Origin of the sequence: Kitasatospora sp. NPDC087861, assembly GCF_044742585.1 — a bacterium.
Taxonomy (GTDB): domain Bacteria; phylum Actinomycetota; class Actinomycetes; order Streptomycetales; family Streptomycetaceae; genus Kitasatospora.
On the sequence record NZ_JBIUUS010000002.1, the window covers coordinates 514,739 to 527,271 of the forward strand.

The 12,533-nt window shown below is 75.4% G+C and carries 13 protein-coding genes; 11 read left to right on the plus strand and 2 right to left on the minus strand.

Going from position 1 to position 12,533, the window contains the following annotated elements; all coding sequences use genetic code 11:
- Window positions 1-120 precede the first annotated feature (120 nt).
- On the plus strand, window positions 121-1,545 hold the full coding sequence (locus tag ACIOJE_RS04985) for a pyridoxal phosphate-dependent decarboxylase family protein (protein ID WP_400773359.1): 1,425 nt from the start codon (window positions 121-123) through the stop codon (window positions 1,543-1,545).
- Between the two features lie 76 nt (window positions 1,546-1,621).
- Complete coding sequence (locus tag ACIOJE_RS04990) at window positions 1,622-2,179, plus strand: hypothetical protein (protein ID WP_400773361.1); 558 nt, start codon at window positions 1,622-1,624, stop codon at window positions 2,177-2,179.
- Here ACIOJE_RS04990 and ACIOJE_RS04995 read toward each other — a convergent pair.
- Window positions 2,176-2,565, minus strand: coding sequence for a DUF2306 domain-containing protein (locus tag ACIOJE_RS04995; RefSeq protein ID WP_400773363.1), 390 nt, complete (start codon window positions 2,563-2,565; stop codon window positions 2,176-2,178). The genes ACIOJE_RS04990 and ACIOJE_RS04995 overlap by 4 nt on opposite strands.
- Before the next feature lie 416 nt (window positions 2,566-2,981).
- On the opposite strand from ACIOJE_RS04995, the gene ACIOJE_RS05000 reads away from it, so the two are divergent.
- From ACIOJE_RS05000 to ACIOJE_RS05020, 5 genes are all read left to right on the plus strand, one after another.
- Window positions 2,982-3,464: a hypothetical protein gene (locus ACIOJE_RS05000; protein WP_280682670.1), complete on the plus strand. Its 483-nt coding sequence runs from the start codon at window positions 2,982-2,984 to the stop codon at window positions 3,462-3,464.
- 79 nt (window positions 3,465-3,543) lie between these two features.
- Window positions 3,544-4,371, plus strand: a complete 828-nt coding sequence (locus ACIOJE_RS05005; protein WP_400773365.1) for a class F sortase — start codon at window positions 3,544-3,546, stop codon at window positions 4,369-4,371.
- Between the two features lie 173 nt (window positions 4,372-4,544).
- Window positions 4,545-5,426 (plus strand): hypothetical protein, encoded by an 882-nt coding sequence (locus ACIOJE_RS05010; protein WP_400773367.1) that lies wholly within the window; start codon window positions 4,545-4,547, stop codon window positions 5,424-5,426.
- Window positions 5,423-6,232: a response regulator gene (locus tag ACIOJE_RS05015; protein ID WP_400773369.1), complete on the plus strand. Its 810-nt coding sequence runs from the start codon at window positions 5,423-5,425 to the stop codon at window positions 6,230-6,232. Before ACIOJE_RS05010 ends, ACIOJE_RS05015 begins: the two co-directional genes overlap by 4 nt.
- Window positions 6,229-7,440, plus strand: a complete 1,212-nt coding sequence (locus tag ACIOJE_RS05020) for a sensor histidine kinase (protein WP_400773370.1) — start codon at window positions 6,229-6,231, stop codon at window positions 7,438-7,440. Before ACIOJE_RS05015 ends, ACIOJE_RS05020 begins: the two co-directional genes overlap by 4 nt.
- A gap of 98 nt (window positions 7,441-7,538) precedes the next feature.
- Here ACIOJE_RS05020 and ACIOJE_RS05025 read toward each other — a convergent pair whose 3' ends face one another.
- Window positions 7,539-7,775, minus strand: coding sequence for a hypothetical protein (locus ACIOJE_RS05025; RefSeq protein ID WP_400773371.1), 237 nt, complete (start codon window positions 7,773-7,775; stop codon window positions 7,539-7,541).
- Between the two features lie 265 nt (window positions 7,776-8,040).
- On the opposite strand from ACIOJE_RS05025, the gene ACIOJE_RS05030 reads away from it, so the two are divergent.
- From ACIOJE_RS05030 to ACIOJE_RS05045, 4 genes are all read left to right on the plus strand, one after another.
- Complete coding sequence (locus ACIOJE_RS05030; RefSeq protein WP_400773372.1) at window positions 8,041-8,742, plus strand: GNAT family N-acetyltransferase; 702 nt, start codon at window positions 8,041-8,043, stop codon at window positions 8,740-8,742.
- 303 nt (window positions 8,743-9,045) lie between these two features.
- Window positions 9,046-10,308, plus strand: a complete 1,263-nt coding sequence (locus tag ACIOJE_RS05035; RefSeq protein ID WP_280682683.1) for a MurT ligase domain-containing protein — start codon at window positions 9,046-9,048, stop codon at window positions 10,306-10,308.
- 55 nt (window positions 10,309-10,363) lie between these two features.
- Window positions 10,364-11,092 (plus strand): glutamine amidotransferase, encoded by a 729-nt coding sequence (locus ACIOJE_RS05040; protein WP_280682685.1) that lies wholly within the window; start codon window positions 10,364-10,366, stop codon window positions 11,090-11,092.
- Between the two features lie 354 nt (window positions 11,093-11,446).
- The gene (locus ACIOJE_RS05045) at window positions 11,447-12,472 is read left to right on the plus strand and encodes a 6-phosphofructokinase (protein ID WP_280682687.1); all 1,026 of its coding nucleotides are present in this window, start codon (window positions 11,447-11,449) and stop codon (window positions 12,470-12,472) included.
- Window positions 12,473-12,533: the final 61 nt, after the last annotated feature.

The window sequence follows — 12,533 nt, forward strand, 5'->3', positions numbered from 1 at the left end:
CGAGCCGCCGTCTCACCTGGAGGGCCCGCGCCGCACGGCGCGGGCCCTCTCCGTAGGATCGGGCGGATCAGGGTGCGCCGAGGACGCCGCGCCTCCCCCGCCCCCTGGAGAACCGCCTTCATGACCACCGAGGACTTCCGCGCCGCCGCGCACACCGCCGCCGACCTCGTCTCCGACTACCTCGCCGAACTGCCCGGGCGCCCGGTCTGGCAGCCGATGGACGCCGCCGCCCGCAACGCCCTGCTCGACGCGCCGCTGCCCGCCGACGGCCGCCCGCTCGCCGACCTCCTCACCGCCATCGGGCGGGACGTCCTGCCCCACCCGATGGGCAACGGCCACCCCCGCTTCTTCGGCTGGGTCAACTCCGCCCCCGCCCCCGCCGGAGTCCTCGCCACCCTCGCCGCCTCCGCGATGAACCCCAGCTCGGCCGGCGGCGACCACGCCGACGTCCACCTGGAGCGCGCCGTGGTCCGCTGGATCGCCGAACTGGTGGGCTTCCCGCACCCGGCCGGCGGCGGGCTGCTCACCTCCGGCACCTCGATGGCCACCATCGTCTGCCTGGCCGCCGCCCGGAACCGCGCCGCCCGCCGGGCCGGGTGGGACGTCCGCGAGGACGGCCTGGCCGGCCTGCCGCCGCTGGTCGGCTACGTCACCGGTGAGACCCACTCCTGCGTCCGCAAGGCCGTCGAGCTCCTCGGCCTCGGCAGCCGGCACCTGCGCACCGTCGCCACCGGCCCCGACGGACGCCTCGACCCCGCCGAGCTGCGGGCCGCCGTCGAGCGCGACCGGGCCGCCGGACTGCTGCCCTTCCTGGTCGTCGCCTCGGCCGGCACCGTCGGCACCGGCGCGGTCGACGACTTCGGCCCGATCGCCGACCTCTGCGCCGAGCAGCGCCTGTGGCTGCACGTCGACGGCGCGTACGGGGCCTTCGGCGTCCTCGACCCGGCCATCGCCCACCGCTACGCGGGTCTGGAGCGCGCCGACTCCCTCGCCCTCGACCCGCACAAGTGGCTGGGCGTCCCGGTCGACTGCGGCTGCGCGCTGGTGCGCGACACCGAGGAGCTGCGCGGCACCTTCAGCCTCGTCCCGTCCTACCTGCGCGACGAGGCGGCCGGCGCGCTCGGCTGGTTCTCCGAGTACGGCACCGAGCAGACCCGCCCGTTCCGCGCGCTCAAGGTCTGGGCCACCATCGCCCACAAGGGCCGCGACGGCATCGCCCGCGACATCGCCCGCTGCACCGCCCTGGCCCGCCGCCTCGGCGAACTGATCGAGGCCGACGCCGAGTTGGAGCTGCTGGCCGAGGTGCAGACCTCCATCGTCGCGTTCCGCCACCGCACCCCCGGGCACGACGAGGCCGCCCTCGACGCCCTCAACCGCGAGCTCCCGGTCGCCGTCCAGCGGCGTGGCCGGGTCTTCGTCACCGGGGCTCGCCTCGGCGAGCGCGAGATGCTCCGGGCCTGCCTGCTCAACGCCGACACCACCGAGGCCGACCTGGAACTCCTGCTCGCCGAGGTCAAGGCGACGGCCGCGGAGCTGCAGCCGTAACGCGGGCCCGAAGACCTTAACCACCAGGTCACGGCGGGTTCGTGGAGCGGAAACACCGCACGGGCAAGGTGCTGTCATGGAGCACACCGAGCACCCGGAGCACCAGACGCCGCAACCGACGCCGCAACCGACGCCGCAACCGACGCCGCAACCGACGCCCAGCCTCCCCCGGGCCCGACGGCGCGGCGCCAGAACCCACCGCTGGCGCCGCGACTCCGTCGAACTCGCCGCCGTCTTCGTCTCGGTCACCGCGGCCGACCTGGTCGCCAAGATCGTCGTCAACGGCCCCGACGGCCCGGTGGTCCTCGCCGCCTCCGCCCTCGTCCTCCTCGCCACCGCCCTGTTCCACACCTGGTGGTCCCAGCGCCACCACCCCCACGCCCCCGCGCCGCCGACCACCCTGTGGCGCGTCCGCACCGCCGCCCGCAGCTCCCCCGCCGACCTGGCCCGCGTCCACACCGCCCTCGCCGACCGGCACGTCGCCATCCTCTCCCTCCAGCCCCACCCCCTCCCCGACACCACCGTCGACGAGCTCTACCTCCGCGCGCCCCACACCCTCAGCCCCACCGACCTCACCGCCCTCCTCACCACCACCGGCCACCCCCTCCTCGACACCCCCACCCGCATCGGCTAGGGCCTACTGGCCGTCGGGGGCGGTGGTGAGGCGGTAGGCGGGGAGGCCGCGACCGCGAGGAGGTAGACCCGGCCGGTCCAGCGGTGCACGGCGGGGGACCGGCGGCGCAGCGCGGTGGAGAACTGGAACGGGCCCACCAGCAGCGCCAGCGAGGCCGTCACGATGTGGACGTAGAAGGTGACCTGGACGGCCATCGGGCGCTCGGCGTAGGTGGCGGACAGCCCGCCCTTCGACGCGGCGATGGGCAGGCCGGCCTGGGCGTAGGTCCCCACGGCGTAGGCGACGATCGTGAGCGAGGTCAGCAGGACGACGGTCCAGCGGACCCGCCCGCCTCTCCTGGTCGTCGCGACGGGGACGGTCGCGGTGTCGGCCGTGGTGCTGGTCATCGGTGACCCCGATCGGCTGGAGGTGGGACGGAATCACGTGCGCGGTGCGGCGTCGCGCGGGTCGGCCGACGGTCCGCCCGCAGCGCACACCACCACCCCGGAACGGGGGGCCTACCACCACGCCGTTCGAACCTCGGCCAGTCTGGCCGGGCACCCGGCCCCCGGGCCATGGGGCGGTCCCCAGGACCGGGAGGGGGGCCACCCCTACGGCCCGACGAGGCGTCAACCGGCCGGCCTCCCAGCGCTCCGGCCCCGCCGCCGCCACCCCGGCCGCAGCGGGGCCCCGGGGTTCGTTACGCAGCCGATGGGCGGCCGTGACACGACCGGCCGGGGATCGCGACACGGGCCTCCTAACGTCGCTGACGACGCACCGGCCACCCCGGCCAGGCGGCGTCCATGACGAAGGAGAACACCGTATGAGCAGGAGCCGTACCCACCGCTCCCCCGCCCGCCGCGTGCTGGCCGTCTGCGCCCTGACCGGGGGCGCGCTACTGACCGTCGTCACCGGCGGGCAGGCCTTCGCCGACGGGACCCCGACCGCCACGCCGAGCGCGGGTGCCGTCGTGTCGGCCACGCCGACCGCGGCGCCCAGCCCGGCCCAGCCCGCCCCGGCCGCCCCCTCGGTCGCGGGCAAGGACGCCGGTAGCGCCCCCGCGGCGAAGCCCGCCGTCGGCGGCACGCCCACGGCGAAGCCCGCCGCCGGTGACGGCGCCGGGGTCTCCAGTGACGGCAAGGCCCAGGTCCGGGAGGTGCCCAAGGGCGCGGCCCAGGCCGGGGACGGATCCGGCGAGACCGACAGCAACGGCCTGATGCTGGCCGGTGGCGGGGCCGTCGCGGCCGTCGGCGCCGGTGCGCTGGGCTTCGCGATGCTGCGCCGCCGCTCCGGTGCGCGCGGCTGACACCGGCCCCGAGTCCGCCGGGTACCCCGGCGCCGTTTCCCCGCCCCTGACCGGGCGGGGAGGCGGCGCCGGGGGCCCGGTGGGCACCGGGGCACCGGCGGGCGGCGGGCAGCCCGACAGCACGCCCGGTGCCGACCGGCCGGCCCACCACGGCCTCCCGCGCGGTGGCCGCCGGGGGCGGCGCCGCAAGGCCGCCCCCGGCCCGGGCACGCTGCGCCGGACCGCCTTCGGTGCGGCGGGCCTGGCCTGCCTGGTGCTGGGCACCACCGTGGCACTGTCCGGCCAGCACACCCCGGTGGTGCGGGTCGAGCCCTCGGTGCACGGCAGTACGGACAACCCGGCCGCCGCGCCCTCGGGAGGCCCCGGAACCACGGGGACCACGGGGACCACGGGGACCACCGGGACCACCGGGAATCCGGCCGGCGCGCCGAAGCCCTTCGCCGCGTCAGCCCCGACCCGCCTGCTGATCCCAACCGCCGGGGTGGACGCCCCGGTGACCAACCTCGGGCTGAATCCCGACGGGACGGTCGAGGTGCCGGCCGCCGACCGGGCCGGCGAGGTCGGCTGGTACCGCAACGGGCCGACGCCCGGAGAGGCCGGCCCTGCCGTCCTCATCGGGCACTACGACACCGCGCACGGCCCGGCGGTCTTCCACGGCGTGCCGAAGCTGCGGCCGGGCGACCTGATCCAGGTGCGGCGCGCGGACGGCAGCACCGTGGAATTCAAGGTCCGCACGCTGCTCCAGGCCGCCAAGGACCGCTTCCCGACCGAAACGGTCTACGGTGACACTCCCGAACCCACCCTCCGACTGATCACCTGCGGCGGGCGGATCGGCTCGGACGGGCACTGGACGGACAACATCATCGTCCTGGCGGACCTGGCCGGTCCGGGCGGCGCGACCGGCTGAAGCCGCCGCGCCGTCGGCCGTCCCGGCCGTCGCGCCGGTTCGACGGTCGAAACGGTCCGACGGCCGGGACGGCGGTACGGGAACCACCGACCGCCGTCCACGCGACCTACCACCGAGGCCGGTGCGGGGACGAACCGGCGCATCGCCGCAGACCAGGAGGACGAGCACCGACCGTGGCAGCAGCATCCCCACCCCGCCGCCGGCCCGTCGCCGTGCCGGTGGCGGCCCTCGCCGCCCTGGCCGTCCTCGTGGCGCTCGCGGCCCTGGCCCTCGGCCGCGCCACCCCCGGCGGGCTGCAGGACCACGGCGCCGCCCAGCCGGTGGCGCCGCCACTGGTGGCCCAGCCGCTCTGGCCCGACCTGGCGGCCTCCCCGCCGCCACGGCCACCCGCCACCGGGGCCGGAACGGCCACGCAGGCGCCACCGCAGCCCGTCCCGGACGTGACCGTGCCCGGGCGCGACATCAGGACGGTCGACGCCCGCGCCGTCCTCGCCAAGGACTCCACGGTGAGCCCGGAGGAGCGGCGCGCCCTGGACTCCTGCCCCGTCTGTGAGGTCCGCAGCCCGCAGTTCCGCGACCTCACCGGCGACGGGCGGGACGAACTGGTCGTCGCCGTCGCCACCCCCGGACCCGTGGTCCTGCACGTCTACATGCTGGCCGACGACCGGCTGCTGCCGATCCTCCAGGTCGAGGTGCTGAAGGGGTTCAGCGCCGCGACCGTCGGATCCGACCTGTGGCTCTACGAGCCGACCGGCGCGTTCGTCCGGACCAGCAGCCACTACCAGTGGGACGGCGTCCGGCTCGGCCTGCTGGAGCGGAAGGTCGAGGACACCGGCCCGATCGCCGGCCCCGGCGGCGGAGCCGCGAACGGCAGCGCACAGCCGCCCACCAGCACCCCCACCGCCGGCCCCGCCGTCTCCCCCGGCGCCCACGCCCCCGTCGTGCCGAAGCCCGCCGCACCCGACGCGGGCTCCGGTGTGGTCGGCTCATCCCCCAAGGCCGGCGTCCCGGTCCCCGTCCGCCCGTCCTCGGCTCCCTCGGAAGCGAAGCCATGAACCCCGCAGCCGCGCCCGCCCACCCGCACATCCTGCTCGTCGAGGACGACGAGGTGATCCGGGAGGCCACCCGGATGGCCCTGGAGCGCTACGGCTTCCCGGTCACCACGGCGGCCGACGGCCTGGAGGGTCTGGAGGCCTTCCACGCCGTGCGCCCCGACCTGCTCCTGCTGGACGTCATGCTGCCGCTCCTCGACGGGGTCGGCCTGTGCCGCCGGATCCGGGAGGAGAGCCAGCTGCCGATCCTGATGATGTCGGCGCGCACCGACCCGGTCGACGTGGTGTCCGGTCTGGAGGCCGGGGCGGACGACTACGTCGTCAAGCCCTTCGAGAGCGCCGTGCTGGTCGCCCGGATCCGCACCGTGCTGCGCCGGGTCCGGGTGCTCCCGGCGGCCGAGCCCGCGCTGCCCGGGGAACCCGCGGCCCCCACCGGGCCGGCCGGCCCCGCCGCCGCCGTCCCCGCGGACCCGCCGTCCGCCACCCCGTCCCCCTCCTCGGCCCCCGCGCCGTCCCCGGCGCTGCGCAGCTTCGACGGCATGCAGGTGGACACCGACAGCATGGAGGTGCGCGTCGACGGCCGCCTCGTCCCGCTCACCCCCACCGAGTTGCGGCTGCTGCTGGAGTTCACCGCCGCGCCCGGCATCGTGCTGGAGCGCTCCACCCTGCTGGAACGCGTCTGGGACTACGACTGGGGCGCCGACACCCGGGTGGTGGACGTCCACGTGCAGCGGCTGCGCGCCAAGATCGGCCCTGGCCGGATCGAGACCGTCCGCGGGTTCGGCTACAAGCTGCGGCGTCCGGCATGACCCTGCGCCGTCAGATCGCCACCGCCGTCGCCGCCATCGCCGTCCTGGTGGCGGTGGCCGTCGGCCTGCTGGTCCACCAGGCGATGATCCGTCAGCACGTGGACCAGGCCCGCGCCGCCGCGCTCGCCGCCCTCGGCTCGGCCGTGGACACCTACAAGCGCGGCGAGGTCGCCGACCGGTTCACCCTGGACGACCCGGCGCTGCCCACCGGGCTGCGCACGCTCGCGGCCGACGGCCGCGAGGGCTCGCTGCTCGCCGGCGGTCCACAGGGTGAGTCGATGTGGGCGGCCCGACCGGTTCAGACCGGGGTGCTCTCGGTCCGGGTGGACTTCACCCAGGACCGGCAGGCGATCGCCGACCTCGACCGGATCATCCTGATCACCGTCGTCGCGGCGGTCTTCACCACGGTCCTGGCCGGCGTGCTGGTCGCCGACCGGATCAGCCACCGGCTGCGCACCGCGGCGACGGCCGCGCGCGGAATCGCCGCCGGGCGGACGGACACCCGGATCGGTGAGCTCGTCGACGGGCGGGACGAGGTCGCCGACCTCGCCGCCGCCGTCGACCTGATGTCCCGTACCCTGCACCGCCGGCTGGAGGACGAGCAGCGCTTCACCGCGGACGTCGCCCACGAGCTGCGCACCCCGCTCACCGGCCTGGTCACCGCGGCCGAACTGCTGCCACCCGGCCGCCCCACCCAACTCGTCCAGAACCGGGTGCAGGCCCTGCGCTCGCTGGTCGAGGATCTGCTGGAGGTCTCCCGCCTCGACGCGGACGCCGAGACGCCGGACCTCGCCCCCGTCCCGCTGGAACGGGCGGTCCGCCGGACGGTCACCCTCACCGGCCTGGACGTCGACGTGGCCGTGGCCGCCGACCGCCAGGTCCGCACCGACCTCCGCCGCCTCGACCGGATCCTCGGCAACCTCCTGCTCAACGCCCACCGCCACGGCACCTCGCCGGTCGAACTCCACGTCGACGGCCACCGGATCACCGTCCGCGACCACGGCCCCGGCTACCCCGAGGACCTCCTCGACCACGGCCCCCAGCGCTTCCGCACCAATGCCCCCGAACGCGGGCGCGGCCACGGCCTCGGCCTCACCATCGCCACCGGCCACGCCCGCGTCATCGGCGCCACCCTCACCTTCGCCAACCACCCCGCCGGCGGCGCCCTCGCCACCCTCACCCTCCCCGACGAGCCGCCCCACCCCTGACCCCGGCCGCCCCGCCCGGGCCAACCGTCCGCCCCGGCCGGGGCCGGGTGCCGGCTGCGGCCCGCCGGCACCCGGCGGACCGCCCGTGCGGTAGCCGCTCAGTCGTCGCTCGGCCGCACGACGCACGCCGAGTTCGCGAGCATCGACCCGAAGCCGCCGAGCAGCGAGGAGACGACGCCCTTGCAGGCCGCGGCCTCCTGCGGTGTCTTGGGACCGTCGGCGGCGGTGGCCGGCTGGGCGAGGGCGAGCGGCGCGGCCAGCAGCAGTGCGCAGCATGCCGCGCCCAGTGCGGACTTCTTCGTGGAAGACAGCGAACCGGACAGCGGGAAGGACATGGGTGCCCCTTCGGAGGAGGTGGGATTCGGCGGAAAGCCGAGCCATCCGTATCCGAAGGGGCTCCGGCGCTCACGGATTCTGCGCCATCCGTGAGCGTGTCCGATGCCGCCGATCACGTGCGATCGGCGGCCACGCCCCGATCAGCCGTCCCGCCGACCCGTCCCGCCCGGTGAGCTTCAGCCCCCGGCCCGCCGCCGACCCGGTCATTCGTGCGTTCACGATCGCGTAACCGGCCGGAAGCGCGACGTCGGTAGCGTCGCCCGCATGACGGCATCACGCACTCGCCCCGAACGGCTCTGGCACCGGCCTTTCCGCAGGTCCGACCGCAGGTGCGCGGCGCCCGACGGCCAGGCCACCCGGCTGCCCGCGCTCACCGGGGGCCCGGTCCGGAGCGCCCGCCCGCACCCGCCGGTCGACCGGTCGCGGGCCGCGGCCGAGCCGGGCCGGGAGGTGCCGTCCCTGCTCTCGGTGGACGGAACGGAGCTGGTGCTGCGCCCCGCCGGGCCGACCGACCGGGCCGAGGCCCTGGCGATGCACGGCCGCTGCTCCCCCGCCTCGCTGCGGCTGCGTTACCACGGGCCGGTCCGTGACGCCGGCCGCTACCTGGACCACCTGCTGGACGCCCGGCACGGCCACAGCCTCGCCGTGACGGCATCCGACGGGCGGATCGTCGCCCTCGGGCACCTGATGTGGGACGGCGGCGAGGCGGAGCTGGCGGTGCTGGTCGAGGACGCCTGGCAGCGGCGCGGGCTCGGGCCGGAGCTGCTGCGGCGGCTGTCGACGGCGGCCCGGGCGGCCGGCGTGGGCTCGGTGTACGCGGTGACGCACGCCTCGAACACCGGGCTGATCGCCGCGATGCGCCGGCTGGCCGCGCCGCTGGACTTCCACCCCGAGGACGGCACCCTGGTGATCACCGCCACGCTGGCCTCGGGCGAGCCGACCACCTGCGCCCGTCCGAGCCGCTGATCCCGGGCGGCCGATCCCGAACGGCCGATCCGGGTAGCTGATCAGTTCTTCACCACACTCTTACCAGGGAACCCGGCGGCGCCGGTGAGCGTCCCAAGCGGCAACGGTCCCCTCCGTACACCGCCTTCCCCCACGGGCCGTCAGAGCGCCCGTGGCGGCGCCTTCGGCCGCGTCGCAGCAGGCGGCATGGGGTCCGGATCGTCGAGCCGGGCGGCGGAGTCGGTAGGCTGGCCCCGTCCCCGCCGCCCGACGGCCCGTTAATCCGGACCCGGGTGGTGCCGCAGCAAGGAGGAACCACTGAGCATGGCAGGCACCGAATCGGAGCCCACAGGCGCACGCGACGCCTCGCTGCCGGCCCGCGCCAAGATCGCGGTCACCGCCGGCCGGGTGGCCGCCGCCGTGTCCCGCAAGGCCGGACGCGGAAGCGGCTCGGTGATCGGCGGCAAGGTCGCCCTCAGGCTCGACCCCGACCTGCTCGGCACCCTCGCCGACCACCTCGACGTCATCCTGGTCAGCGCCACCAACGGCAAGACCACCACCACCCGCCTGATCGCCGAGGCGCTGCGCGCCGCCGGTCCGGTGGTCTCCAACGCCCTGGGCGCGAACATGCCGGCCGGCATCACCTCCGCCCTGGCCGGTGGCTCGGACGCCCGCTTCGGCGTGATCGAGGTCGACGAGAAGTACCTGGCGACGGTCGCCCGCGACACCCGCCCCAAGGCGATCGCCCTGCTCAACCTCTCCCGCGACCAGCTCGACCGCGCCGCCGAGACGCGGATGATGGCCGAGAAGTGGCGCGAGGGCCTGCAGGACACCGAGGCCGTGGTCATCGCCAACGCCGACGACCCGCTGGTGACCTGGGCCGCCTCCTCCTGCAAGAAGGTGGTCTGGGTGGCCGCCGGACAGGCGTGGAAGGAGGACGCCTGGTCCTGCCCCGCCTGCGGCGGTGTGATGCAGCGCCCCGGCGAGGACTGGTTCTGCCAGGACTGCGGCTTCCGCCGCCCCAACCCGCACTGGGCGCTCCAGGGCACGCACGTGATCGACCCGCAGCGCGGCGCCTGGCCGATCCAGCTCCAGCTGCCCGGCCGGGCCAACCTGGCCAACGCCACCAGCTCGGCCGCCGTCGCCGCCGTGTTCGGGGTCTCCCCGCAGGTCGCGCTGGAGCGGATGCGCTCGGTGACGGCCGTGGCCGGCCGCTACGACGTGGTCCAGTACCAGGGGCGGGACATAAGGCTGCTGCTGGCCAAGAACCCGGCCGGCTGGCTGGAGACCTTCTCGCTGATCGACGGCCCGCCCGCGCCGGTGATCCTGTCCGTCAACGCCCTCGACGCCGACGGCACCGACACGTCCTGGCTGTGGGACGTCGACTACGAGCGCCTCGCCGGGCACCCGGTGTTCGTGATGGGGCAGCGCAAGCTGGACCTGGCCGTCCGCCTGGAGGTCGCCGGGCTGCAGTTCCACGTGGTGGACACGCTGGAGCAGGCCGTCCGGATGGCCCCGCCCGGCCGGATCGAGGCCATCGCCAACTACACCGCCTTCCAGCAGCTGCGGAAGGTCGTGGCCGGCTGATGCCGCGCCCGCAGCCCCCCATGACCCCCCTGATCGTGATGGAAGGCCTTCGAGGATGAGTGAGAGCAGCCTGCGCGTGGTCTGGGTCTACCCGGACCTGCTCAGCACCTACGGCGACCGCGGCAACGCCCTGGTCGTGGAGCGCCGGGCCCGCCAGCGCCACCTCAACGTGACCCGGATCGACGTCCGCTCCGACCAGGCGATCCCCACCAGCGGCGACATCTACCTGATCGGCGGCGGCGAGGACCGTCCGCAGCGGCTGGCCGCCGAGCGGCTGCGGGCCGACACCGGCCTGATCCGGGCGTCCGAGAACGGCGCGATCATCTTCGGCGTCTGCGCGGGCTTCCAGATCATGGGCCACGAGTTCGTCAACGACCTGGGCGAGCGCGAGCCGGGCCTGGGCCTGCTCGACGTCTGGACCACCCGCGGCGACGGCGCCCGGTGCGTCGGCGACGTGCTGGCCGACGTGGACCCGCGGCTCGGCCTGCCGCAGCTGACCGGCTTCGAGAACCACCAGGGCGTCACCCACCTCGGCCAGGGCGTCGCGCCGCTGGCCACCGTCACCGCGGGCCGGGGCAACGGCACCGGCGACGGCACCGAGGGCGCCTGGCGGGACACCGTCTTCGGCACCTACCTGCACGGCCCGGTGCTGGCCCGCAACCCCGCCGTGGCCGACATGCTGATCAAGCTGGCGCTGGACGTCAACGCCCTGCCGCCGGCCGACACCACCTGGTACGACGCGCTGCGCGCCGAGCGCATCGCCGCCACGACGCGCCCCGCGTAGTACGTCCGCACGCCCCGAGGGGCGGGTGCCCGCGATGCGGTCACCCGCTCCAAGGGCGGCCCCGGACGTACCACAATGGGGCTGCCTACTGCACACCCTCCTCGGCAGCAGGCTGCACCTCCGCGCGGGGGCGCCGACGGCGCCGCTCCCGCGTCGGCTCCTGCCCGGCCGGACCAGGGGCCGTATGCTCGACTTCGCGGCCGTTTCCGGACGTTCTGTCCGGATCGGCCGGTCCTTCATCCCGCGGCCACCTCCCCGCCACTCCGGCAAGGGAGCGCCCCGCTACGGTGACGGCTCGTCGTCCCAGCCTGTAGTCCGGCCGTTCCTCGGTTCTGCTCGGGAGTTGCAAAGCTAATGCGTATCGGAGTGCTGACCAGCGGCGGTGACTGCCCCGGCCTGAACGCGGTGATCCGTTCCGTGGTCCACCGGGGGGTGGTCGACCACGGCGACGAGATCATCGGTTTCCAGGACGGTTGGCGCGGTCTTCTGGAGGGCGTCCACCGACCGCTCACCCTCGACTCGGTGAGCGGCATCCTGGCCCAGGGCGGCACGATCCTCGGCTCCTCCCGGGTCCAGCCGAGCCACCTGCGCGACGGCGTCGAGCGCGCCAAGCAGCTGTGCGCGGACCTCGGCATCGACGCGGTCATCCCGATCGGCGGCGAGGGCACCCTGAAGGCCGCCAAGCTGATGAGCGACGCCGGACTGCCGGTGGTCGGGGTCCCGAAGACCATCGACAACGACATCGCCGCCACCGACGTGACCTTCGGCTTCGACACCGCCGTCTCGGTCGCCACCGACGCGCTGGACCGGCTGAAGACCACCGCCGAGTCCCACCAGCGGGTCATGGTCGTCGAGGTCATGGGCCGGCACACCGGCTGGATCGCGCTCAACGCGGGCATGGCGGCCGGTGCGCACGCCATCGTCGTCCCGGAGCGGCCGTTCCACATCGACAAGCTGACCGCCGTCGTCCGCGAGCGCTTCGACCGGCAGAAGAAGTTCGCCATCGTGGTCTGCGCCGAAGGCGCCAAGCCCGAACCCGGCACCATGCACTGGGAGGAGGGCACCAAGGACATCTACGGCCACGAGCGGTTCACCGGCATCGCCACCCAGCTCTCCCGCGAACTGGAGCACCGGCTCGGCAAGGAGGCCCGCCCGGTGATCCTCGGCCACACCCAGCGCGGCGGCACCCCGACCGCGTACGACCGGGTGCTCGCCACCCGCTTCGGCTGGCACGCCGTCGAGGCCGTCCACAAGGGCGCCTTCGGGCACATCACCGCGCTGCAGGGCACCAACATCAACCTGGTGCCGCTGGCCGAGGCGGTCGCCGAGCTGAAGACCGTCCCGCAGGACCGCTACCTGGAGGCGGAGACGGTCCTCTGACCCCTCCCCCCACGTCGAGGGCCCCCGAACCCGTGCCGGTTCGGGGGCCCTCGTGCGTCTG